This window comes from Peribacillus loiseleuriae, assembly GCF_001183985.1.
Lineage (GTDB): Bacteria > Bacillota > Bacilli > Bacillales > DSM-1321 > Peribacillus > Peribacillus loiseleuriae.
The window spans coordinates 2,887,155-2,912,308 of the sequence record NZ_LFZW01000001.1 but is presented as its reverse complement, the minus strand read 5'-3'; the positions used below and the strand labels follow the sequence as shown (position 1 = coordinate 2,912,308).

Sequence of the window (25,154 nt, the reverse complement as noted above, 5' to 3'; positions counted from 1 at the left end):
GGGGATGAAAGTCCAGACGAGAGTGGGGATGAAAGTCCAGACGAGAGTGGGGATGAAAGTCCAGACGAGAGTGGGGATGAAAGTCCAGACGAGAGTGGGGATGAAAGTTCAGACGAGAGCGGGGATGAAAGTCCAGACGAGAGTGGGGATGAAAGTTCAGACGAGAGTGGGGATGAAAATTTAGGAGAGCTCGGGGATGAAAGTCCAGACGAGAGTGGGGATGAAAGTCCAGACGAGAGTGGGGATGAAAGTCCAGACGAGAGTGGGGATGAAAGTCCAGACGAGAGCGGGGATGAAAGTCCAGACGAGAGTGGGGATGAAAGTCCAGACGAGAGTGGGGATGAAAGTCCAGACGAGAGTGGGGATGAAAGTCCAGACGAGAGTGGGGACTAAGACGAAGAAAAAATAATTCTAATTTCGGTGGGATCATCTTAAGGTGATCCCACTAATTAATTTTTATCCTGGTTAAACAGGTTGGAATACCCTAAGTAAGATGAATATTTAATGTTCTTAGTATATTGCTCGACAAAAAAAAATTTTGTGCTTCAAAATGGCCAAGCGTTCGTGTTAGTTAGTCATTTCATAACTTGTTAAACAAGTAAGAATTGCCAATCGTTTCAATGATCGATGAATTATTCAAAAATTCAAAATTGCCTTCTGTTTCTAAGCAACTATCCTATACAAATATTTTATCAGAGCATAACTTAGTTAAGAGTATTTAATCCTGCAGATGGGTCCGAAAAATAGGTACATCCTTTTAGACTACTTAAATTAGTATCTTGGAAAATCATCATCTATTACCTGTTTCTTTGAGGATCTATGGAGATAATTCTTCGAGTAAATTATAGGGGGAAATGAAGAAATCTGTTTTGGAAAGCGTTGACAAAAATAAGGTTGAACTCAAATAAAAGTAATAATTGACAGCGCTTCACTCTTGCAGAAATTACGATTTAACTCATAGGAGGGATATGATGGATCACCCAATAATTGAGCCATGGGAAAGCGATGATTTAACTCATGAATTTTATGTACCTGATTATATTGAACGAATAGCACAGGATGTTCTTGAAAGTTACGACCTTTCTGTTAATAGCATACAAGTCATAACAACTAAGCCAGATAAAGGCGGTGCGATTTGGAAACTTGAAACAACTTCTGGTCCAAAAAGTTTAAAATTGTTACACAGAAGACCAACAAGAAGTATGTTTAGCTTAGGAGCTCAGGAATATTTAGTTAAAGTCCAAGATGCAAGAGTACCCGCGATTGTAAAAACAATGGATGAAAAGGATTATGTTGAAGCTGGAGGAAAGTTATGGTTCGTTGCAGAGTGGATAGAACCATTAGAACCTGTTACAAAAGATTTAGAAGGTGCGAAACATTTATGTTATGCGCTCGGTGAATTTCATCGTTTAAGTAAGGGGTATGAGCCACCGCAACAATCTGAAGTAGCTTCAAGACTGCATAAATGGCCATCTAGTTATGAAAAGATGATCATCAAAATGGATTGGTTCCGTAACATTGCCAATGTCTATGGTGAATTGCCAGCAAGTACACATCTATTGAATGTAGTTGACAGGTTTGAAGAGCAAGCTAGAAATAGTTTGACAAGGCTTAATCAATCAAGTTATTCCGAATTGATAAAAAAAGGAAATGCTTTTTGGGGGCTTGTTCATCAGGATTATGGCTGGTCAAATGGTCAAATGGGTAGTAACGGAATGTGGATTATTGACCTTGATGGGGTTGCCTTTGATCTTCCGCTTCGTGATTTAAGAAAGCTAATTAGTGGTACAATGGCAGATTTGTATAGATGGGATGTGAATTGGGTTCGGGAGATGATTAAGTCTTATCATGAATCTAATCCCCTTACAGCTGAACTATATGAGATTTTAATGATTGATTTGTCACTCCCAAATGAATTTTATAAAAATATTAAAGAAGTTGTATATGAACCTGAATTATTTTTAAATGATCAAACAACCCAATTAATTCAAACGATTGTTGATACAGATCAGACTAAATGGCCAGTTCTTAAAGAAATTGAAGATGATTGGAGGGGGGTGGAATCACTATGAAAATATTAATGATCTGTACTGAAAAACTACCAGTGCCTCCTGTGTTAGGTGGAGCGATTCAAACGTATATTTCTGGGAACCTCCCTTATTTATCCCGATTTCATGAAATCACGGTTTTAGGGATTAGTGAACGATCACTTCCAAATCAGGAAACAATAGATGGCGTTCATTATGTACGGGTACCTGGTCAAATATTAGAGATCTATCGAGAAGGAGTCATCAAGTATCTAGAATCGACTTCCTTTGACCTTATTCATATTTTCAATCGACCGCGTTTAGTCCTTCCAGTTCGGAAAGTTGCTCCTGAAGCAAAAATTACTTTAAGCATGCATAATGATATGTTCAATCCTGACAAAATAAGTCCAGAAGAAGCAACTGCTGCATTAGAAGAAGTATCTAATATTGTAACGGTAAGTGATTATGTTGGTAATGTAATACGAAATCTTTATCCACAAGCAACAGCGAAAATAACTACGATTTATTCTGGAGTAGATACTGAGCAGTTCTTACCTGGATACCATCCAAAGATGCAAAAGATACGTAATGAAATTCGTCAAGAACATGGCTTAGAAAACAAAACAGTTATCATGTTTGCAGGTAGACTTTCTCATAATAAAGGAGTAGATCGGTTAATTAGGGCATTGCCGGAGCTATCAAAAAAATTTAAAGATTTAGCAGTAGTAGTAGTTGGAAGTAGTTGGTTTAGTGAAGATAATATAACTGATTATGTTGCCTATGTTAGAGCAATGACAAAGAAACTGACAATACCAGTAGTAACAACAGGTTTTGTTTCACCAAGTGTCATACAAAACTGGTTTGCAGCGGCTGATTTATTTGTATGCACATCTCAATGGAACGAGCCATTGGCACGGGTACACTATGAAGCGATGGCAGCGGGACTCCCTATATTAACGACAGCAAGAGGAGGAAATCCAGAAGTCATTCAACTCAATGAAAATGGTCTTGTTGTAGAAAATCCAGAAAATCCGATTGGTTTTGTAGAAAAAATTACAGAAATCCTATCAGACAAATCTAAAATGAAAAACATGGGGATCAAAGGGAGAGAACTTGCTGTATCTCTTTATAAGTGGGACAGAGTTGCTTCCGAAATACTTGGAGTATGGGGCGATGCCATTCATACGTCATCTTCATCAGTACCAGAAACTTTAACCGATATTTATGTTGAACAAGAAATCATAAAAGATTTGGTAAGCGCAGATTCTATTGAAGCGAAACCTACTGATACTAAATCCAACTATAAGCAAAAGTCTACATTAGAGAAAAAAGTTGAAGCGAGGCCTACTGATACTAAATCCAATTATAAGCAAAAGTCTACATTAGAGAAAAAAGTTGAAGCTGAAGTTAAACAAGAACCTATAATAGAATTAGATAATAAACCAGAAAAAGAAATTGAAAATAATGGAATGAAAGATAAATCGAAAACTCATTCTGTTAGAGATATGATTAAGGAGTCGCTTAGGGAATCGGTTAGAAAGACGATCATAGAACAGATGATTATCGATTCGAATGAAGTTTCAACTGAAGATTCGATTAGCAACTTAATTAGGGAGTTGAAAAGAAGAAGAAACATTGAATAAGTGAGTAAGGCTGCATCATGATAATGATAAGCCCCGTTTCAAAGTAGAAACGGGGCTTATCATTGTGAAAAGTATATCGTAAAATTTATTTCGGATGTCTTAAATAGATTGGACTCTATACACCCAATATACCTACAAGCTATATATTAAGGAATTTGTATATTGGACAACCTCTTGGAACTTAGAAGAGGGAGTGGAGTAAAATGGTCTTTTAATAGATTGAACTTGATCCACTTAATTATAATTAAGGGTACAAGTCAAAACACTCAAGAGAAATCGTTTTTGTGGCACCAATTATTAATTTTATATCCTCGTCCGGAAAATCGATATTTTAACCTCTAACTAACAGATTATCGGCCTGAGCCACTACTTTATTTAATAATTCGGTATATTGCATTCTTCTACCTATAAAATCTTCTTCAAGTCGCATATTGTTTCACCTCGACTATTCGTTTATACTCAGCATTTGCCTTAGGGGAGGCATCTTATCAAACTCTACCCAATATCTTTGTCCAGATCACATCCATCAATCAAACGGTACGATGCGAATCCATATTCGTGAAAAAAAGCTCATCTTTCTGTCGGAATAGTTCCAGCAATAAGAGATCCTTTTGAAAAAAGAAAGTCTAGAGTAACAGTTGTGAACTCCGCAATATGTATTGATAACCTAATCAGTTTTAAACAAACCGTGCCTTTTGAAGGTTCTATTTTCCAAATAGTTTTAAAATCTCCTCTTTACATGACTTTCATGTTCAACATTTAAAAGTGAGAATAAAACGTAGTCACCAAATGTTGAATCGGGAGATATGTTTTGAAGTATCTATGCTTTGTGTAGTTTATGGATATTAGACCATAAAATAAAGAGGGAATAGCATGTCTAAAGAAAGATATTGAGCCTTCGTTCAAAGATGAACAACGTGATAAGTTTTCATCATCTTTGCTTAATATTTCACACATATCGGAAATTGGGCGATCGACAGTGAGAGAATCCATTTTATAGACAAAAATCCCGTCACTGTCAATCACAATCATACTTGAGGCAAAATCCTGGTGGCATAATGATTTGTTCATCTTTGTTTCTTCTAGTCATGAATCAAAAACCAGATTAATGAGCATGGTGATAGAAGTCTGGCATCGATTTAATAAAGTATCTACATGTGAAAAAATAGCCGGTCAAATTCAATTTGAACAGTTACTAGTGATCTTCGTTATTTCAAGTTGACTATCCACACCTATCTTTTTTCAAATCTGATTTCCATTCTGTTAATTGAAAAGACGGCAGTGTTTCTGCTGGGAATCCAATTACTTTTGAAGTTTGATGAAAGGATACTCATTTTCCGGAAATCTTCCATAGATCGCTTTAAAGACTAAAAAGTATTTGCTATCAACATTTACAGAACCTCGCCCAAATAAGTTTTGAGTACAACCGAGGTATGAATCTTGATATTTTTCAAATAATGTATTGCGTGAATTATAAAGATAATATGGTCTTATTAAATGAACCCTTTTCATCATGACTCCACCAAAATCTGTTTCAATTGACATACTGCTTTTTTACTTTAAAACGATATTAAATACATCTTCGTCACTGCTAGTGGATAGTGAGCGATTCTGTTTTTTGCATCTACTACGAATCCTGTTTCCATTCAGACTCCTTTCTAAGGTTTCTTGCTTTGCGTGGAAGCTACATAAAGTCCTTCCATCCGTTTTGTTACATGCTCAAATCCAAAATTTGATTCAACGAAAATCCGGCCTGTTCTCGCAATCGAGTTGGCTACTTGCTTATTAGATAATAAAAAGGCAATCGCGTCTGCAAAAGCTACTGAATTAGTATAATCATCAATGAGGATCCCGTTATCTAGATGTTTAATAATTTCCGCATTTCCGCCTCGGTTCGTAGTAATGATCGGTAATCCAGCACCCATCGCTTCATAATGTACTCGAGCAAGGGGTTCTTGCCATTGGGAGCTGCATACGAATAGATCCCCTACAAGGAAATGAGAAGGAATTTCGCTTGGTGGTACAAAACCGGTAAATACAACTTTGTTCTTACCTAACACTTCAGCAAGCTTTCGCAAGCTTAGTCCAAACTCGTCAATTCTATCGTCACTAAACCATTTGCTACCTACAATAACTAATACTGCATCAGGATGTTTTTGGATGACTTGCTCCATGGCTTCTAAAAGTATATCGGGTCCTTTTACGGCACTCAATCGTCCTACGAATAAGACGACTTTCTTATCTTCTACGCCATACTTTTTTCGAAGTTCGTTCCTTCGCGATTGTGCATCTTGTTCCCAAATCGGTTTATATCTTTGCAAATCGACTCCTGAATAAATAGCCTTAACTTTACTTTTGGCTAAAGGAAAACGAGATATGATCGTTTGTCCGATATATTCGCTGATGGTCATGATCCTATCCACGGCTCTAATGACCAGATTCCCCATTTCAGTAGAGATTTTGCCGTCCCTAAACATTTCATTATGGAGACTCAACACAAAACGACTCATTGGCATTGCATTTTTATAGATCAGGAGATCACGAGGTCGGTTGAATACATGTATTACATCGTAATATTCCATGCTTGCCGTTTTTTCTGCTAGCTTTTTGCCGACATGAAAGGCGTAATTCTCACGAGGAAAACGAATGTATTTGACCTCGTTCACTACTTCCATGTCAGGGAGATCAGGGTCTGTAATACAATAGATTGTTAAATGATGGTTTTTGCTAAGATGAGGTGTGATGCCATCGATTAAGACTTGAATAGCACCCCCTCTAATTGAAGGAACGGTAAGCATCTCTGTACAAATCAATGCGATTTCTATTGGGTACACGCCCTTTCATTGAAAATTGGGTCTTGCTGATTTTAAACCAATAGTACTAATTTCACTCACTTAAGTGCTTCTGTTAGAATGTTAAAATCGAATATACAATGCTCCAACCATCAATTATAGGGGTTACTCCATAAATGGTTGGATGTATTGATTGGCAGCTAGAAATTCTTCAAATCTGCTAATATCAAAGCGCTTTCCAAGAATCGTTGTACCAAAGAAATTTTCCGTCTTCATCATTTCGTTAATGGCATCTGTTAATTGAATTTCGTATCCTACTCCAGGTGTTATTCTTTCTAGATAGGAAAAAATTTCAGGGTTAAAGACATATCTACCGATGACGGCTAAATTTGAAGGTGGATTTTTTGCAGGTTTTTCCACGATGCTAATAACTTTACTTATCTCATTTTTAATTTTCTCACTTTTAACTACGCCATAGTTTGACAATAAGTGTTTTTCCACTTCATATAGACCAAGTACACTTTTTTTATGCTTTTCATAAACTTTTATTAATTGATTTAATCCTGTTGTCTTTTTATCAAAAATAATTTCATCTGGTAACAAAACAGCAAATGGTTCATTACCAATAAAATTTTTCCCTAGGAGGATTGCATCACCAAGCCCTTTAGCATATGGTTGTCGAATATATTGGATATGAATATCGGGAATTTTATTTTTTTCTAATAAATGAATGGATTGTTTTTTTTCAAGAAATGCTTCAAGTTCAAGTGATCGATCAAAATAGTCAGTAATCAGATTTTTTGATTGTGAAACTATAAATAAGATCTCCTCAATCCCTGAGGCCAAGGCTTCTTCAACGACATAATGAATAGCAGGTTTTACACCAATCGGAAATAATTCTTTTGGAACGACTTTAGTTATCGGTAAACCTCTCGTTCCATACCCAGCTGCAGGGATAATTGCCTTTTTGATCATTTCTTAATTCACCTCGAATGCTATTTAATATATTATGAAAAAATGGATATTTGTGACAATGTTAAGATTTTGTTAACTTTAGTATTAAATGATTTTGTCGTCTTTATTGGAAGTACAATAGTCTAATTTCTCAGTATTTTTTTAAAACATTTGAATAATTGCGTTTCTGCCAAAATAGCTAAGATCAATATGGTTATTCTTGGGTTGAAGATGGTATAGAGGAGAAATAAAAGATACTTTTATTGTATATAGGCATATGATAAGTCACTGTAAATTGTCCACTAATATGATATAGAACTTTAGATTATTAGAGAGGGGACAATGCGGTATGGAAATCTGTGTGATAGGTGCGGGATATGTTGGCTTAACGACAGCGGCGGTTCTAGCCGATCTCGGACACACTATCTGCTGTGTTGACACAAATAGTGAAAAAATTAAACAACTAAAACGCGGGGAAGTTCCAATTTATGAACCTGGATTATCTGAATTAATAAGTAAAAACAAAGACCGATTAACCTTTAGTTCTAAGGTTGTTGAAAATATTCAAAAAACAGCAGTTATTTTCATAGCTGTTGGCACTCCATCTTTAGCAGATGGAAGAACGGATTTGACTTATATCCAATCAGTAGTAGATGAAATTGCTGAAGGAATAAAGTCTTATAAAACGATTATTACAAAAAGTACGGTACCGCCAGGAACCAATGAAAATATCTATAAAATGTTAAAAGAAACAGGAGTAGACCCAAAGCTTTTCAATGTCGTCTCCAATCCTGAATTTCTCAGAGAGGGCTCTGCCATTTCAGATATGATCAAACCAGACAAAATTGTCGTTGGCAAACAGCAAGAAGATCAAAAATCCCTTTCGGTGGTAAAAAATATCTATAAAAACATTAATGCGCCCTTCATTATTACAAGCCTTAACGGTGCAGAAATGATTAAATATACATCCAATGCTTTTTTAGCTACAAAAATTTCATTTATTAATGAAATAGCTAGAATTTGTGATAAGTATAATGTGAATATTGAGGATGTTTCAAAGGGGATAGGCACCGATCCAAGAATCAGTCCCCATTTCCTTTCATCGGGTATTGGGTACGGTGGTTCCTGCTTTCCAAAGGATGTTCGTTCATTAGAACACAGCGCATTAGACAGAAATGTAACACCACAGTTGTTACAAGCTGTTCAAGCGGTCAATCATTCACAAGTTAATCTGTATATTGATAAGCTAAGTGTTTTCATAGATGATTTTTCAGAGAAAACGATTGCGGTATTGGGAGTTGCTTTTAAACCAAATACAGATGATATAAGGTATTCTCCAGCCGTTTCATTAATTGAAAAATTAAGTTCTCTAGGAAGCATTGTGCAGACATATGATCCTAAAGCTCTACTTCCTTTGGCAATGATGGAAATGGTCAGTCAGCATATCAAATTAGAACAGGCGATTATGAATGCCGATTGTGTGGTTATTGCAACAGATTGGGATGAATTTAAACAGTTGAATTGGTTGAAAGTAAAAGAGTTAATGAAAGGTAAATACATTTTGGATGCCCGTAACTGTATTGAACCGCAAGTGGTCAGGGATGCTGGTTTAACATATATTGGAGTTGCCCGTCCATGAAAATATTAGTCACAGGGGCAGCAGGATTTATTGGTTCCCATCTTTGCGAAAAGCTCTTAACAGACAAGAATAACCAAATTATTGGAGTTGACACTTTTACTGGACCAACACCTAAAAAATTGAAGAGTGTGAATCTGGGGAATTTGCTCAATAACACTCGTTTTAGGTTGATTGAAACGGATTTATTGACAGCTGATTTAGAAAAATTACTAGAAGAAATAGATATTATTTATCATTTAGCTGGTATACCCGGTGTACGTTCGAGTTGGGGAAAGGAATTTGATCCATATGTGAGTAACAATATATCGGTCACTCAGCGCCTTTTAGAAACAGTTAAGGATAAAAAAATAGAGAAATTTATTTATGCTTCTACATCTTCTGTTTATGGAGAGGTAGATGGAAAAGTGACAGAAAATGCATATTTATCTCCACTTTCCCCATATGGAATCACAAAATTAACAGGTGAACATTTATGTAATGTTTATCATAAAAGCTTCAACATCCCGATTGTAACTGTAAGGTTTTTCACTGTTTACGGGCCAAGACAGAGACCAGATATGGCATTTCATCGCTTCATCACACAAATAATGAAAGGAGAAAGGCTTTCCATATTTGGTGATGGAACACAGACGAGAGACTTTACCTATGTAACGGATTGTGTTGAAGCAATTGCGTCGATTATATACAAAGGCAATGTGATTGGCGAGACCATCAATATTGGAGGAAAAGAACGGGCTTCGATTAATGAAATCATTACAATCATAGAAACACTTACAGGAAAAAAAGCAATGATTGATTATTTACCAAAACTACTTGGAGAGCCAACTCACACATGGGCAGATATCTCAAAAGCAAAAAAATTGCTGAGCTACGATCCTGAAATTTCCTTGAGGGAGGGGATTACAAAGGAAATCGAGTATATCCGTTCCATATACACATTAAAAGGGGAGAAAGACTCTTGTTGATATAAAGGAAAAATGAATGGACTATTTAACTGTTGGAAGTGTCCCATAGGCAAAGGGGCAGACTTAAAATCCCTCTTTTCGGAAACCTTTCTTTTGTTCCTGCTTGAACAAAAGAAGGGTTTCTTTTTTTATACTGGGCGAGGTTCGCCAAGCAAACGCTTATGCATCCATATCGCTGCTTGTGATCCATCACCCATTGAAATGGTCACTTGTTCGGAATGTGAAATCAGGTCGCCGCCCGCCCAAATCCCATTTATATTCGTTTCCTTTGTGCGCGGATTAACGATAACGTGATTGCTTTCATTTAATTGTACCCCAACTTGTTTAGCTAAATGATTGTTTAATTGATTGCCGCTAAAGCCGGTAAATCCGCGCTCGGCTTTAATCAATACACCATTTTTAAGCAAAAAGCCAATAAGCTGTTTTGTTGAATCCACTACGATCTCGCTAATGGGTTCTTCAATAGTCTGAATCCCAAGAGTTTTTAATTTCAAGAGGTTCTCATCACTAATTCTTTTTTTGTCATGATTGATAACAGTAAGTTCTTTTGACCAATATGTAAGAGTAAACGCCATATTAGCTACTGTATTTCCATTCCCAAATACTATGGTCTTCTTACCGGTTATTTCATAGCCATCACAGTCAGGGCAAATAAAGATTGAAGCTCCAAGGCACTGTTGGAGATTAGGCAAGTTTGGTAAATAATCCGTTAATCCTGTTGCTAAGAATACGGTATTTGCTGAATATATTTGCTTTAGTAAGGTGCGTACGGTAAATGTATCGTCAGATTTTTCAAGAGAAGTCACTTTATCATTGAGAAAAGAAACACCGCATTTCTTAGCATGCAGTATACCGAGATCTCTTAATTTTGGTCCGCTAATTCCATCCGGCCAACCAAGAATATTATGATATCCCCTTGTTATTGTAGATCGGCCTTGGTTTGAATCGATTACGATAACGGAATGATTGTATCGCCCCATTTGAATGGCGGCCTGTAACCCAGCAATGCCACCACCAATAATGATACAATCTACTACCTTCATATGTTTCACCACCTGTAAACGAGGAAAGATAATGTGTCCTTATTTTAAAAAATATACCCAATTTAATGTTTAACTATCCCTAGAGAATAGTTGTGAAAATAAAAAAGCAATCCAACTTATATGTATTGGATTACTTTTCATCGTCATATATAATCACTCTTCTTCACTACTATTTTCGATCCATTCTTGAGACCATTTTTGGATTTCTCTGACAGCAGGTGCAAGGGCACTCCCTTTTTCAGTTAGTGAATATTCAATCCGTACCGGTGTTTCGGCAAAGACTTCGCGTTTAATTATGTCTTTTTGCTCAAGGTCCTTAAGACGCTCCGATAAAATGCGACCGCTAATTGGAAAAGCAGATTCTATTTGGCAAAATCGTTGAGGTCCGTTTAATAATTGATTGACGATTAGTACCGTCCAGCGTTTTCCGAGTATCTGCGTGCCCTTTTCAAAGCGAGGGCATAACAAATCTTCAGTTTTATTCATTTAGTATCACCCCATAATGGTAGTATAACTCTTTACGCATAATGTAACAACATAACAGTTTAGTATATAGTGTCATAAAGTAATCATGAAAAATTATCTTTGAAGGTAAGAATAATAGAGGTTGTTCAAAGAGTCCGATAAAAAAAGCTTGCGAATTGCATCAAAGCTCATGAATGACCTTCTGTTAAAAACGCGCACATCCTGTGCAAATCCGTTCTCCACGTATTACTGTATACGCGAGAGGTTTGAGACGATCGCTCGCAGAACTTCTAGGCTCTTTTTATCCTTTTTTTGAACACACACTAATATGGAGTCTTTGTTTAGGGTTTTTCAATAAGTGGTATATAAAAGTAATCAAAAAGGAGGTTGGTAGGGATGGGATTAGTAAAATCCATAGGTTCATATGTAATGCTTGGCATCGGAATTGCGGGTGTCTCAATGGTATCAACGAAAAGAAATAGGGGAAAAGTTGTAAATGTATATTCCAAAATGAGAACGAAAGCACTGAAGTTATGGGAAAAACAACAAAGTGAGGTAGATCATTTATTAGAAAAAGCGGGACAACCTAATCCATACGATATCGATGGTTCAAGAATGATTGACGAAGGTAGCATGACGGGTATTCAATATTACAATAGAAAACAGTAAATGGAGATCTAATAGTACGAATGGTATGGACAGAGCATGTTAAGGAGATTATTAGCTTAGTAATTGATAAAAGCGGACGGTTCATTTGAGCCGTCCGATACGTTTACTGATTAAAGAATTCTTCAAAATCTTGCTTTTTAATATTCACTTTTGTAGTTGATATGGATTTTCTTCGTCGGTATTTTGGTCCAAATTCGTTGAGATAACAAGTTTAGGACTGTCTGAAGGTACTACATAAAGCCTTGTATTATGTTTTGGATTCGTTTTTTAGTCATATGTCAGCCGCCATTTTCAAATCTGTTCTTCCGTCCCACCAAAGAGGGTTTTAGAACAATTAACTGCGTTTTTGTTTCTTGTTCGATGAAGGTACTTGAATGGAGCCTGTTTCATGGGTGGTGGTTCCTTGACCTTCTACTTGTGAAGAACGTAGGCTTGCTTTGGAATGATCCTTTTTAATTTTACTCATTATGTTCACCTCCAATATTACTTTTTGCTAAGAGGGGAGAAACTATACAAGTCGAAAAATGGTTTCCAGAGTGGAGACAGAGTTTCTAAGTAGGAATTTGAATGGCTAATTGCTTTTCTTTCTCTAGCGTGCAGATTTGATCTCTACTTCTAAAGAAATTTCTACATTCCCTTTTAGGGCTCGTGAAATCATACACGATGTCTCAGCTTTTTCGGCTAGCTTTCTTGCTAAATGATGATCACTTTCACTCGCCTCTTGTTTTAGAACGATTTTAGGCCGATGGATGATTTTTTTATAAGTAAACACCCCGTCCGTTACATCTACAATGCCTTCTGAATGAAGAGTAATTCTTTCTTTATCCAGCTTACTTCTTTCCATCATCGCCGCTAACGTAATAATGTAGCAGGTTGCTGCTGCTCCAAGCATCATTTCATCTGGATTTGTCCCAATACCAGGTCCATCCATTTCAGGAGGAATGCTTATTTGTGTTTTAAGATTGCCAGCCTCTATTGTCCCGGTATCGTTTCGCCCACCTTCCCAAATTGCCTGTAAATGAAACTGATGTTCTGCCATATATAATAGCCTCCTTGTTTAGTAATTACTACAATTGTATAGCAAGCAACGGGTAATTCCTTGTATTTTGCTTCGAAACAGGGGGATGAAATCTGTTTTGTCTGCCAAAAGTATAGGGTGTATTGACAATTTATAAAAAAAGAGTTACCTTTAATTCGAGATATTTGAATAAAAGTGACTAAGTGTAAATTAAATCCAATTTTAATAGGAGAAATATACAAAAAGGAGCTGTATAATATGGAGCTTAAAGGAATTCACCATGTATCAGCGATTACTGCAAGAGCAGGAGATAACTTTGATTTTTATACTAAAACATTAGGTCTGCGTTTAATCAAGAAAACAGTCAATCAAGATGATATTAGTGTTTATCATTTATTTTACGGTGATGAAGTGGGGAATCCTGGAACGGAATTAACGTTTTTTGAAATTCCGAACGCAGGAAAAGTGCATGAAGGTAATAACAGTATTTCTGAGTTATCACTGCGTGTTGCGAATGATGCTGCCTTAAATTTTTGGAAAAAACGTTTTGAAGAAGAGGGCGTTTGGCATGGGGAAATCAGTAAAAGATACACACGTCTTGTTCTTCCGTTCAAAGATTTTGAAGGGCAGAGATTTGCGTTAGTTTCCGATGAGAATAACCAAGGTGTAGCTGGTGGGAATCCTTGGGAAAAGAGTCCGATTCCAGTTGAATTTGCAATTCTAGGACTAGGACCTGTCTCATTGACCGTACCAAATATCGAACCTACGGAAAAAGTGCTCGTTGAAATTATGGGATTTAGGAAAGTAGGGAGATATCCTTCAGAAGGTGCAGGGCAAGCAGAAATAATCGTTTATGAAACAGGTGAAGGTGGAACGGGTGCAGAAGTACATGTTGCAACACGTAATGATCTTCCGCCTGAACGTCTAGGGCGAGGAGGTGTTCACCACGTCGCTTTCCGAGTAGATAATGAAGAAGAAATGAAGCAGTGGATTGCAAGAATAAGTGAAAATAGAATTCGGAATTCAGGATTCGTGGATCGTTATTATTTTAGATCATTATATTTCAGAGAACCAAACGGAATATTATTTGAACTTGCGACGGATGGTCCAGGATTTGCAACAGATGAAGAGTTAGAACATCTGGGCGAATCTTTAGCATTACCGCCATTCTTGGAATCAAAACGAGAACAAATTGAGGCGAAATTAAAACCATTAAATACAAAAATAAATTAACGAGTAAAGACAGAATCAATATGCAAAAGCAAACAACTGGAATTCACCATATTACGGCTATTGTCGGCAAACCACAGGAAAACGTCGATTTTTATGCAGGTGTCCTTGGCTTAAGAATGGTCAAGAAAACTGTAAATTCCGATGATCCAGGAACCTATCATTTATATTTTGGCGATGCCTCAGGTTCACCAGGCTCAATCATTACTTTTTTTCCCTGGCCAAATGCTTATCAAGGTCGTTTAGGTTCTGGACAAGTTGGAATCACATCCTATGTAGTAACAGAAGAAACATTGGGATTCTGGGAGGAGCGCTTAACGAAATTCAAGATTATCTTTAAAAAACTTAGACGATTTAGCGAAGGCTATCTTCGGTTTCAAGATTCTCATGGTTTAAATGTGGAACTTGTTGCCCGAAAAGCTGGAGCTAATAGCGGTTGGGAATTTGGCGGCGTACCTACTAATAAAGCCATTAAAGGTTTTGGTGGCGCTGTACTACTAACGGCTGCTCCAGAAAAAACAATGAAAACTTTAGTAGAAGTAATGGGCTTAGAAAAGGTAGGAGAAGAAGGAGACTTTTTTAGATTTCAATCAACATCCGATATTGGAAATGTGATTGATGTGAAGAATGTCTCTTTACCAATGGGCTCAATGGGGGTAGGAACCGTTCATCATATTGCTTGGCGTGCGACTGATTTTGCTGACCATAACGAATGGCGTAAGCATGTAAGTAGCTTTGGCTTTGATGTAACTCCAATCAAGGATCGGCAATATTTCGATGCGATTTACTTTCGCGAAGATGGTGGTATATTATTTGAAATTGCCACAGATCCACCAGGATTTGCTTATGATGAATCATATGGGGCAATGGGAAGTAAGTTAATGTTACTACCATGGTTGGAAGAAAAACGAGAGTCAATGGAAACAACTTTATTACCGGCAATTCCAAGAGTATTGGAGGAAGATAAGTCATGATGAAACATATTTTTCAAAAGGGAAGTAATTTGGAGACACCTGTATTATTGCTTTTACATGGTACAGGAGGGACAGAAACCGATTTATTAGGAATAGCTGAGATGGTGTCACCTGAATCCTCTGTTTTAAGTGTTCGCGGAAATGTGTTAGAAAATGGAATGCCTCGTTTTTTCCGCCGACTTGCAGAAGGTGTTTTTGATGAAGAAGATTTGGTGTTTCGCACACAGGAATTAAATGAATTTCTTGATCAAGCAGCAAAAGAATACGAATTCGACCGCAATAACATTGTAGCGCTTGGCTATTCAAATGGTGCCAATATTGCTGCAAGCTTGCTGTTACATTATGAGGGGGCGTTAAAAGGGGCCATCCTTCATCATCCGATGGTGCCAAGACGTGGAATTGATTTACCAAACAATAGTGGCATTCCCGTCTTTATTGCCGCAGGTGTGAATGATCCAATATGCCCAGCGAAAGAAACAGAAGATTTAAGCCAACTACTTCAATCGGCCGGTGCAAAGGTTGAAGTGAAATGGGAAAACTTTGGCCACCAGCTGACGCGATCTGAAGTAGAAGAGGCAGGAGTTTGGTTTCAAAAACATTTTGGCTAAAAGGGTGATCAGATGATTTCTTTGAATCCAGAAACGATAAGTGAGCGGGATAATTATAAATTTTTGGTTGGGAGCATTATTCCGAGACCGATTGCTTTAGTGACAACTTTATCGAATGAGGGTGTCGTTAATGTAGCCCCGTTCAGCTATTTCAATATCGTTAGTTCAAATCCGCCGTTACTTTCTGTGTCGATCCAGCGTAAAGCTGGTATTCAAAAAGATACTGCACGGAATGCGATCGAAAAAGGTGAATTTGTCATTCACATTACCGACGAGAATATTGTTGCAGGAGCAAATGAAGCAGCGGTTGAACTGCCACCTGAAAAAAGTGAATTGGAAAGAACGAATTTTACTCTTATTGAAAGTGAACAAATTACAGTACCAGGAATTAAAGAAGCAAAAGTTCGCTTTGAATGTAAACTTGAACAGGCGATTCCATTAGGTGGCAATGATTTAGAGTTGGGATGCGACTTATTGATTGGAAGAGTGGTTTGCTATCATATCGACGAATCTCTCTACCATGAAGGTCGGATAGATGCACTAGGATTAAATCCAGTAGCGAGACTTGCTGGAACTAATTATTCGAAGCTTGGAGAACAATTTTCGATGGAACGTCCGAAATAAAATAAGCCAAAGCTATAATTCAAGAGTAGTGAATCCATCTTATAGCTTCGTGACGGATAGAAAGAAAAAGCTTGTAGACGATGGTCTTCAAGCTTTTTCCTATGACTTAAGGCTGATTATAAATGAATCACAATCAGGTTATGAAGTGTTGAAAATTATTCCAAGTACACCATAGACTAATTTTTTAGAAGTGCGCATGTTATGCTATTCATCTTCTCTTCTTTTTCTTCAATCGTTGCCTCCAATGAACCATCCAATCATTGCTGTCTTCAAGGGTTTTTGTTGCTAATTCCTTTCAAACCGATAATATATCCTAGTTTATTATTCGTCGCTCTGTCTCTCAGGTTCTCACGTATTACTGCATACGCGCAAGTCTAGAGACGATCGCTTCTCGAACTTCTCGTCTCTTTTTATCCTCCTTTTTGAATACGCACTTTTAGAAACATTAAAGAAAAATAGCTAGAAATGTACAATATCATTCGTCTTTCATATGAGATTAGCCTCTATTTGAGTTTTTTGTTCTATTTTGCTTGTCTTCGTAAATACAGTAAAGAGAAAGAATGATCTGTGAGGAGATGAGCAAGATGGCAAGTGGTGTTCATAGTGTGAACATTCCATTATCTATCGAAAAGGTATGGAATTTTGTTAGTGTGATTGATAATTGGGCTCCGCTTGTACCAGGATATATTGCACATACGGTTATAACAAAAAACCAGTCAACATGGGAATTCATCAGTGACCTTGGGCTGATTAAGAAAAAAATTAAGCTACTCGTTGATATTACAGAATGGTCGGGGCCAGAGAAAGTAACATTTCAACTGTTGGGAACAAATGAAAATTTCAAGGGAAGCGGTTATTTTAGAGCTGAAATGATTGATGAGAACCGAACGAAAATGATCGGGTATTTGGATATTACAGCCAAAGGAATGAAAGCTCCAATGGCTAATCCGCTGTTAAAATCATATGTCCCGGAAACGGCAAAAGCTTTATCAGAAGCAGTTGCCGTTAAATTGCTAGAAATTCATCATGGAAAAGGATAAGAAACAACGATGATTTCCTTAAATGGCCTGCCCTAACTCTCTATACATAGATTATAGTGCCATATACTAACGATATATTGTAGTTGTGGAGGTAGGCACATTCGTTATGGAATTCTTTCAATCTCGTTTGAAGGAAAAATAACAAACAGGGAAACTGACCTAAATAGTTGGCGGAGCGATGTAATCCTGTTTTAAGTTTACAGAGCTCCGTCATCATTTCTTACACGCAAATGATGATCACTTTCTAAATAGGGAAACTGTTCTTAACAGAATAAAAAATGAAACTTATAATAGATGATCTACGTATATCTATCTATACTCTTATATTTAAGGTACGAGCAGATACACTTTTCTTATCCGTATTGGCGTGGTATTGTTAATGATACTAAGAAATATTTGAAGGTGTTGATGGAGATAGAGGCGCAAATAACTTCTATATTATTTAATTCCGTGATGGGATTAAATATTCTGTTTGCTTTATTTGTTATTTTTTGGGAAAGGAGAGATGCAGGCACTTCTTGGGCTTGGTTACTTGTGTTATTCTTTCTTCCAGTGGCTGGCTTTATCCTATACTTAATTTTTGGACGGACATTGCGACGTGCTCATCTCTTTGAATGGGAAGGTCGAGAGAAAATTGGGATTGATGCTATACTGAAAAAACAGCAGGAGCAACTGAATTTAAATCAATTTGATTTCAGGAATCAGATAACAGAAGATAATAAAGACTTGATTTATATGCATTTACGAACGAATGATGCAGTATTAACAGAAGACAATTCTGTTGAAATCTTCACAGATGGCAATGAAAAGTTTGCCCAGCTGTTTGAAGACATTAAAGTGGCGAAAGATCATATACATATTCAGTATTATATACTAAAAAAAGACGAGCTAGGCAAAAAATTTATTGACCTGTTGACCTTGAAAGCAGAAGAAGGTGTTACAGTACGTATACTGTATGATGAACTAGGTTCGCGTGGACTAACGAAGCGTTTTTTTAAGAAGTTTCGGAAAGCTGGAGGTTTAATCGAAGTTTTCTATCCTAGTCGATTGCCTTTTATTAATTTGCGGCTTAACTTTCGTAATCATCGCAAGCTGGTCATTATTGATGGTAGAATCGGTTATATCGGCGGCTTTAATGTTGGTGATGAATATTTAGGGTTAAATCCAAAATTCGGTTATTGGCGTGATACTCATCTGCGAATTCAAGGTTCAGCTGTTTACGCGATACAGACAGTGTTTATACTCGATTGGAATGAAGCGTCTAAACACCATAATATTGGCTTTGTTCCAGAGCATTTTCCTAAAGTTCATTCTCCTCATAGTTCCATTGGGATGCAGATTGTAACAAGTGGTCCAGATTCCAAATGGGAGCAAATAAAAAATGGCTATATCAAGTTAATTATGTCGGCTAAAGACTCCATTTTGATTCAAACCCCTTATTTTGTCCCTGATGCAAGCTTATTGGATGCGCTCCGTATTGCAGCATTATCTGGTATTAAAGTAAGAATTATGATACCGAATAAGCCTGATCATATGTTCGTATATTGGGCGACCTATTCATATATTGGTGAGTTGCTCGAGGCAGGAGCGTCGATATTTATTTATGATAATGGATTTATACATGCGAAGACAATTGTCGTAGACAATGAAACAGCTTCAGTAGGAACGTCGAATATTGATATGAGAAGCTTCAAATTAAATTTCGAAGTAAACGCCTTTATTTACAATGGCAAATTCGCCAATGCGCTTACAAATGCTTTTGAAGAAGACATTAAAGTTTCGAAGCAACTTACTCTTGAAGAGTATCATAAGCGTCCATTATGGCTTCGTTTTAAAGAATCGATATCCAGATTATTGGCACCGATTTTATAAACGAAAACTCTATTAGAGTAAGTAATTCAATATAAAAAATACCAACGCCCTTTTTAGTGAGACTACCGGTATTACGTCCTGTGTAGTCTTTAGTCTGGCCAATATGTATACTTAGCAACTAAAATTCATTTTTAAAAATTTAGGATCTAAAAAAAGAAATTTTATCAATTGGTAAGTGAGAGTGGAGGGAATAACTTGTTTAAATCGAAGTCAAAATTACAATTTTGGACTTTACAGTTATTATTAATGGCTCTTTTGATTTTCGTTTCCACAAAAATCTCTTTTTTGTTTGAGCCGATCGTAATCTTTACTACTACATTGTTTTTCCCAATCTTAATCGCGGGCTTTTTATACTTTATTTTCAATCCAGTGGTCATTTTTTTGACGAATCAAAGAGTACCAAAAGGCTTAGCAATCTTATTGATTTTTGTCTTGTTTGTGGGGATTATTGCCATATTGAGCAGTCTAATTGGACCAGCATTAACTAAACAAATCACAGACTTGGTGAATAATTTGCCAGAATATATTGGTCAAGGTCGAGAATTTTTCGATAATTTCCTTGCCTCTAAGCAATATCAATGGTTGTTGAATCAAAATTATGTATCACTAGATAAGATGGAAACATCATTAATAAATTTTGTGAAAGACTTACCTAGTTACTTAAGCACCAGTTTATCTTCGGTATTCAGCGTCGTAACGAATATTACATTAACAATCGTTACGGTACCTTTCGTTCTGTTTTATATGCTGAAGGATGGACATAAATTCCCCCATGCGATTGCAAAATTCATTCCAGCTCATTATCGACGTGAAGGGATTACTTTACTAGGTGAAACAGCAGCAACATTGTCCACTTATATTCAAGGACAGTTCTTAGTTTGTCTGTTTGTCGGGGCAGCAACATTTATCGGCTATTTAATCATTGATCTTCCATATGCCATTGTCTTGGCCTTAATCGGGGCACTGACTAACATTATTCCCTATGTCGGCCCGTTTTTGGGAGCAGCACCTGCCGTCATTGTAGGATTGATTGATTCACCGATTCAAGCGGGAATTGTAATAATAGTTGTTATTATTGTTCAGCAGCTTGATAGTAATCTTATCTCTCCGCTTGTTATAGGGAAGAAATTAAATACACACCCGTTGACGATTATCTTTGTGTTGCTCGTAGCGGGTAATCTGGCTGGAATTTTAGGGATGATTCTTGCTATTCCTACTTATTCCGTCATTAAAACGATTGTGTTAAATATTGTTAAATTCATTCGCTTAAAAAGACGTACTGAAAATGAAAATCCAGACTCAGCTCCACCTATAATTGAATGACTTTTTTATAAAACGCCTGGTTTTCGTACTGATTTCCAGGTGTTTTCATGTTCAAGAATCATAAAAATGTACCGAAGCTCCTTTTTTTTGTACAATAATTAAGAAAAAGGAGGGGGAGCATGAAAACATTTATTATTACAGGAGCTTCTAAGGGACTTGGTGCTGCATTGGCGGAGCAATGCCTCGAAAAGGGTTTCCGATGTATATTAGTTGCAAGAACATTTGTTTCAAAATCGAATGATAAAGAAGTGGAAAATAACGAAGATCTAACGTTCGTTACCGCAGATTTGACTGAAACAAATCATTTAGAAAGAGTCATGGATGACATTATTTCTCATTTTAACAATGATGAAGATGAGTTGTATTTCATTAATAACGCTGGCATGGTTGAACCGATAAAACGAATTGGAGAACTAGATCCGGAAGTATTTATTTTACATGCAAAATTGAATTACCTGGCTCCGGCGATTCTAATGGATACATTTTTAAAAAGAACAAAAGGATACAAGAATAAGAAAGTGGTTGTCAATATCTCAAGTGGGGCAGCAAAGAATCCTTATGAAGGCTGGGGCGCGTATTGTAGTTCGAAAGCCGGTCTTGAAATGTATACGAGAGTTGCTGGAGCTGAACAGCTGAGAGAGGAAAATCCCGCGTACGTGATATCATTTTCTCCTGGTGTGATGGATACGAATATGCAAAAAGTGATCCGATCTGCAAATGAGACTGATTTTGCTGATTCTGCCAAATTTCATGATTATAAGGAAAAGGGAATACTAAGGACACCTGATTTTGTTGCAAATATCTTACTTGAGTTACTACATGAAAAAGAATTGGACAATGGGAAATTTTACGATATAAAAGAGTTAATAACATAACTACCAAAAAATAAGGATAATCCATCCCTATCAAAAATAGCGTCCAAACTCTCCATTCATTTTTCATATTCCATGATGATTGAATGGAGAGTTTGGACTTCTCTGTATGTATTTATATCATACGAATCAATCGAGTGCTCAATGAGATTTTCTTTACTTCTACATGAAATGTTATGGGTAACAACGCATTTGTAATAGGCGTCTTTGTTACTCATGACATATCCCAGGAAGGGCAGTGTAGCCTTTATGGATTCATTACTAGTATACAATGCCCCTTTGTTTAGCTGCGGCTTTGCATCGAATGAAGTTACAAAGCAAGCCAAAAGAAGAAAAAATAAACTTAGAATCTTCAAAGTACGCATTTATATCCTCCTAATAAAAAGTTACTCCCATTATAATAGACGTTTTATTCCAGGAATAGGTTTCAAAAAAACATAATTTTTTTGAAAAAGACATAACCAGACCAAAGAACCCCATAAACTAGTATTAAATAAAATTTTCATCCCGGTTTAACTAACCATCAGTGGAGGATTGAAAAAGCGCTCACTAATAGAAGTTTCCTATTATCTGTAAGAGTGACCCGTACGAAACGTGGGTCAAGCCAAGGGCCAAAAGATATGACGAACTTAGTCTGTATGGTTAAAGTAATTAAACAGGGAAAATAGGAATGAGGTGGAGAAATGGCAATCCATGTGGTGAAAACCGGTGACACAATATGGTCAATTTCCCTCATGTATAAGATTGATATAACAAGTCTTATGAATATAAATGGTTTGGTCTCAAGCACGGCAATCGTACCTGGCCTGGCGCTTGATATCCCAGAAACTACATTAAGGAATCGACTGTATTATATTAAACCTAGAGATACATTATATGAAATAGCAAACGTGTACGGTACGAGCGTGCAGGCTATCATGCAAGCCAATCCAAATATTGACCCGTATAATCTTCAAATTAATCGAAGGATTAAAATTCCTTCTCCATATAAAAATAGGCTGATCACACTTGGTTTTGCATTTCCAGTTAGCGGAGGTTCGGTTTTTACCAATCTTGAACAGCATGCCTATCAACTGACATATTTAGCGATTGTCGCATACTCCTTTACAAACGAAGGCAATGCCTATGTCGATGGAGATGACGATGCACTTGTTGCGAAATGTAAACAAGTCGGAGTTAAACCGCTTTTGATGATTCGGAATTTTCAAGATGGCAATTTTAATGCTGAATTGGTTGGGACTGTGTTAGAAAGTTCAATCTATCGTACCAATTTAGTAAGAAGCATGATGATTTTCATTGAGGAAAAGGGGTATAGCGGTGTAAGTATGGACCTTGAATTTATCCCGCCAGCAAGACGTGGAGATTATGTATTATTACTTAGAGAATTGAAAGCTGCACTCGGTACACGTATCCTTCATGTTAATGTTCATTCGAAAACGGAAGATAATTTTTCAAATCGCATTGTCGGAGGACACGATTATCGCGCAATTGGGGAGGTGGCCGACCTTGTCGCGATTATGACAATTGATTATGGCTATCCAACAGGTCCGCCGAATCCCATTTCCCCACTATGGTGGATGGCTCAAGTATTGCGGTATGGACTTGCCAATATCCCATCAATGAAGCTTCAAGCTGCTATCCCGTTGTATGCGTATGATTGGATTGTTCCAAGTAATATTACCACGGCTACTTCAGTAAAAAATGCTCAAAATCAGGCCATTGTTAAATGGAGTGAAATTAAGTACAATCAAGCTGCAGCTTCCCCCAGGTACACATATTTGGAAGGTGGAAATCAGCATACGGTCTGGTTTGAAGATATTCGGAGTATAACAGCTAAATATGAGATGATTGACGGCTATCGCTTAGCCGGGACAACTTTTTGGCATATCGGATTGTCATTTCCGCAGAATTGGGTGTACATGAATAATAATATACTTGTTTTAAAATAGAAATAGTCCCAAATAGATCCGAACCTTTAATTATGGGACAACATTACTTTTGAAAAATTTTAAGTCATTTCACAAACTTATTAGTATTGTCGGCTTCTTTATATCATTTATGGGTTTTGAATTATTCTATATGGACTTCGTCAATAGGTGAAAAATAGAAATGATCTTGATAATTTAAAACGATAAGAACACCATCTAATAAAAAACCTCAGTTTTTTTATCGACAAATGTGGGGGAATATAAAATGTAAAGCAATGTTTTCAATAAGCTTAAAAAGAATGTATCATTTTCCTCGAAATTCATGTTAATACCGCCTTTAGTTGTTGTACAATAAATAGGACATTTTTAATAAGTGAGAGAGGAATATCCTAAAGGGTCTATAACGTCAGACTCTATATACCCTTTTGTTGGTATTTACTCGGAACTTAACCGATTTATTGTAGATACGAGATCTGATCCTTTCGTTATGGGACAGCTTCATCAGGATGAGCGTGAATGAATCCATTCCATTTTAGACAAATTGAATATCTCTCAATATTCCACTAAGTACTATGGCTTTTTACAACAAGGAGTGAACAACATGCAAAAATTAGTTAAACTTTCGGAACGATTTCTTTATTTAACACCTGTTCAAAAAACAGACCGCCCGGTTTTGGCTGCGGTTGTAGGAGATCAACAAACGCTATTGATTGATGCGGGAAATTCTGTGAATCATGCAAAATTGTTTCAAGAACAATTAGCAAACCAGGGCGTAAAAGGTGATTATCTTGTTCTTACCCATTCAGATTGGGATCATGTTTTTGGTTTAAATGAAATCAAGAGCCCGGTCATCGCGCAACAAAAAACAGCAGAAAATCTTAAAAAGATGCAAACTTTATCTTGGGAAGACTCATCCTTGGATGAGCGAGTTGAAGCTGGAACTGAAATTCCATTTTGTGCAGATGCAATAAAGCTAGAATTAGGCAATGAACGAGATATCGTCATTCCAATACCTCAACTTATTTTTGACAAAACGCTGCAAATTAATCTTGGTGGTGTTACATGTATGATCGAGCATGTCGGTGGAGATCATGCTGAAGATTCGACGATTATCTATCTGCCTGAAGAAAAGGTTTTATTTCTAGGCGATTGTTTATATGCTAATCTATATGCGGAAAAATGGAATTATACGGTGGAAAAATCATTACAGCTCGTACAGAAATTAGAATCCTTTGAGGCAGAGACCATTTTTCTCTCTCATCATCAATCTCCATTAACAAAGGAAGAATTCCAAAAACAGTTGTCCTTCATGAAGCTTTCAGCACAGCTTACTAAAAAACATAAAGGAAATAAACAAAACATTGAACAAGAACTTTCGCAAGTACTTGCAAGAGTATTAAGTGGTGAAGAATTAGAAACTGTAGAATTTTATGTGAACGGCTTTTAAATAGTAGCAGGTTGAAACCGA

The 25,154-nt window shown here is 36.8% G+C and carries 22 protein-coding genes and 1 pseudogene; 16 read left to right on the top strand and 7 right to left on the bottom strand.

From position 1 onward, the window contains the following. The 3 genes and pseudogenes from AC625_RS27295 to AC625_RS13535 all read left to right on the top strand — a co-directional run. Positions 1 to 393: pseudogene (locus AC625_RS27295) on the top strand (hypothetical protein); the annotation flags it as partial. Positions 394 to 971: 578 nt separating this feature from the next. Further along, on the top strand, positions 972 to 2,072 hold the full coding sequence (locus AC625_RS13540; protein WP_049681748.1) for a CotS family spore coat protein: 1,101 nt from the start codon (positions 972 to 974) through the stop codon (positions 2,070 to 2,072). Further along, a complete protein-coding gene (locus AC625_RS13535) occupies positions 2,069 to 3,670 on the top strand; it encodes a glycosyltransferase family 4 protein (protein WP_082191101.1) in 1,602 nt (533 codons plus the stop codon). The genes AC625_RS13540 and AC625_RS13535 overlap by 4 nt, the downstream gene beginning before the upstream one ends. 1,658 nt (positions 3,671 to 5,328) lie before the next feature. On the opposite strand, the gene AC625_RS13525 is transcribed toward AC625_RS13535, so the two are convergent. Then, the gene (locus AC625_RS13525; RefSeq protein ID WP_049683731.1) at positions 5,329 to 6,495 is read right to left on the bottom strand and encodes a glycosyltransferase family 4 protein; all 1,167 of its coding nucleotides are present in this window, start codon (positions 6,493 to 6,495) and stop codon (positions 5,329 to 5,331) included. Positions 6,496 to 6,627: 132 nt separating this feature from the next. Continuing rightward, the gene (locus AC625_RS13520) at positions 6,628 to 7,437 is read right to left on the bottom strand and encodes a UTP--glucose-1-phosphate uridylyltransferase (RefSeq protein WP_049681746.1); all 810 of its coding nucleotides are present in this window, start codon (positions 7,435 to 7,437) and stop codon (positions 6,628 to 6,630) included. Between the two features lie 328 nt (positions 7,438 to 7,765). Between AC625_RS13520 and AC625_RS13515 the strand changes: the two genes are divergently transcribed. Both AC625_RS13515 and AC625_RS13510 read left to right on the top strand, forming a co-directional pair. After that, positions 7,766 to 9,055, top strand: a complete 1,290-nt coding sequence (locus tag AC625_RS13515; protein ID WP_049681745.1) for a UDP-glucose dehydrogenase family protein — start codon at positions 7,766 to 7,768, stop codon at positions 9,053 to 9,055. Beyond that, complete coding sequence (locus AC625_RS13510; RefSeq protein ID WP_049681744.1) at positions 9,052 to 10,020, top strand: NAD-dependent epimerase/dehydratase family protein; 969 nt, start codon at positions 9,052 to 9,054, stop codon at positions 10,018 to 10,020. Before AC625_RS13515 ends, AC625_RS13510 begins: the two co-directional genes overlap by 4 nt. Positions 10,021 to 10,148: 128 nt before the next feature. On the opposite strand, the gene AC625_RS13505 is transcribed toward AC625_RS13510, so the two are convergent. Continuing rightward, positions 10,149 to 11,063, bottom strand: coding sequence for an NAD(P)/FAD-dependent oxidoreductase (locus AC625_RS13505; RefSeq protein ID WP_049681743.1), 915 nt, complete (start codon positions 11,061 to 11,063; stop codon positions 10,149 to 10,151). A gap of 153 nt (positions 11,064 to 11,216) precedes the next feature. Then, positions 11,217 to 11,549 (bottom strand): winged helix-turn-helix transcriptional regulator, encoded by a 333-nt coding sequence (locus AC625_RS13500; protein WP_049681742.1) that lies wholly within the window; start codon positions 11,547 to 11,549, stop codon positions 11,217 to 11,219. A 375-nt stretch (positions 11,550 to 11,924) separates the two neighbouring features. Between AC625_RS13500 and AC625_RS13495 the strand changes: the two genes are divergently transcribed. After that, entirely contained in the window at positions 11,925 to 12,197 is a 273-nt protein-coding gene (locus AC625_RS13495) for a hypothetical protein (RefSeq protein WP_049681741.1), read from the top strand. Between the two features lie 334 nt (positions 12,198 to 12,531). On the opposite strand, the gene AC625_RS25930 is transcribed toward AC625_RS13495, so the two are convergent. Together AC625_RS25930 and AC625_RS13490 are read right to left on the bottom strand one after the other, a co-directional pair. After that, positions 12,532 to 12,666 (bottom strand): YuzL family protein, encoded by a 135-nt coding sequence (locus AC625_RS25930; RefSeq protein ID WP_152534766.1) that lies wholly within the window; start codon positions 12,664 to 12,666, stop codon positions 12,532 to 12,534. Positions 12,667 to 12,786: 120 nt separating this feature from the next. Then, positions 12,787 to 13,236, bottom strand: a complete 450-nt coding sequence (locus AC625_RS13490) for an OsmC family protein (RefSeq protein ID WP_049681740.1) — start codon at positions 13,234 to 13,236, stop codon at positions 12,787 to 12,789. A gap of 237 nt (positions 13,237 to 13,473) precedes the next feature. Between AC625_RS13490 and AC625_RS13485 the strand changes: the two genes are divergently transcribed. From AC625_RS13485 to AC625_RS13450, 8 genes are all read left to right on the top strand, one after another. Further along, entirely contained in the window at positions 13,474 to 14,448 is a 975-nt protein-coding gene (locus AC625_RS13485; protein WP_049681739.1) for a ring-cleaving dioxygenase, read from the top strand. A 20-nt stretch (positions 14,449 to 14,468) separates the two neighbouring features. Beyond that, positions 14,469 to 15,419, top strand: a complete 951-nt coding sequence (locus AC625_RS13480; protein ID WP_049681738.1) for a ring-cleaving dioxygenase — start codon at positions 14,469 to 14,471, stop codon at positions 15,417 to 15,419. Continuing rightward, complete coding sequence (locus tag AC625_RS13475; RefSeq protein WP_049681737.1) at positions 15,416 to 16,027, top strand: alpha/beta hydrolase; 612 nt, start codon at positions 15,416 to 15,418, stop codon at positions 16,025 to 16,027. The genes AC625_RS13480 and AC625_RS13475 overlap by 4 nt, the downstream gene beginning before the upstream one ends. A gap of 12 nt (positions 16,028 to 16,039) precedes the next feature. Then, entirely contained in the window at positions 16,040 to 16,651 is a 612-nt protein-coding gene (locus AC625_RS13470; RefSeq protein WP_049681736.1) for a flavin reductase family protein, read from the top strand. 584 nt (positions 16,652 to 17,235) lie between these two features. Next, positions 17,236 to 17,691 carry an SRPBCC family protein gene (locus tag AC625_RS13465; protein ID WP_049681735.1) on the top strand — a complete coding sequence of 152 codons (456 nt, stop codon included), beginning with the start codon at positions 17,236 to 17,238 and terminating at the stop codon, positions 17,689 to 17,691. A gap of 408 nt (positions 17,692 to 18,099) precedes the next feature. Further along, positions 18,100 to 19,563 carry a cardiolipin synthase gene (cls, locus tag AC625_RS13460; protein ID WP_049681734.1) on the top strand — a complete coding sequence of 488 codons (1,464 nt, stop codon included), beginning with the start codon at positions 18,100 to 18,102 and terminating at the stop codon, positions 19,561 to 19,563. Between the two features lie 246 nt (positions 19,564 to 19,809). Then, positions 19,810 to 20,886, top strand: a complete 1,077-nt coding sequence (locus tag AC625_RS13455; protein WP_049683730.1) for an AI-2E family transporter — start codon at positions 19,810 to 19,812, stop codon at positions 20,884 to 20,886. A gap of 119 nt (positions 20,887 to 21,005) precedes the next feature. Continuing rightward, positions 21,006 to 21,761, top strand: coding sequence for a (S)-benzoin forming benzil reductase (locus AC625_RS13450; protein WP_049681733.1), 756 nt, complete (start codon positions 21,006 to 21,008; stop codon positions 21,759 to 21,761). A 56-nt stretch (positions 21,762 to 21,817) separates the two neighbouring features. On the opposite strand, the gene AC625_RS13445 is transcribed toward AC625_RS13450, so the two are convergent. Continuing rightward, entirely contained in the window at positions 21,818 to 22,123 is a 306-nt protein-coding gene (locus AC625_RS13445) for a hypothetical protein (protein ID WP_049681732.1), read from the bottom strand. Between the two features lie 318 nt (positions 22,124 to 22,441). On the opposite strand from AC625_RS13445, the gene AC625_RS13440 reads away from it, so the two are divergent. Together AC625_RS13440 and AC625_RS13435 are read left to right on the top strand one after the other, a co-directional pair. Next, the gene (locus AC625_RS13440; RefSeq protein ID WP_049681731.1) at positions 22,442 to 23,707 is read left to right on the top strand and encodes a LysM peptidoglycan-binding domain-containing protein; all 1,266 of its coding nucleotides are present in this window, start codon (positions 22,442 to 22,444) and stop codon (positions 23,705 to 23,707) included. A 580-nt stretch (positions 23,708 to 24,287) separates the two neighbouring features. Further along, positions 24,288 to 25,133, top strand: a complete 846-nt coding sequence (locus AC625_RS13435) for an MBL fold metallo-hydrolase (protein WP_049681730.1) — start codon at positions 24,288 to 24,290, stop codon at positions 25,131 to 25,133. The last annotated feature ends 21 nt before the right edge of the window (positions 25,134 to 25,154 follow it).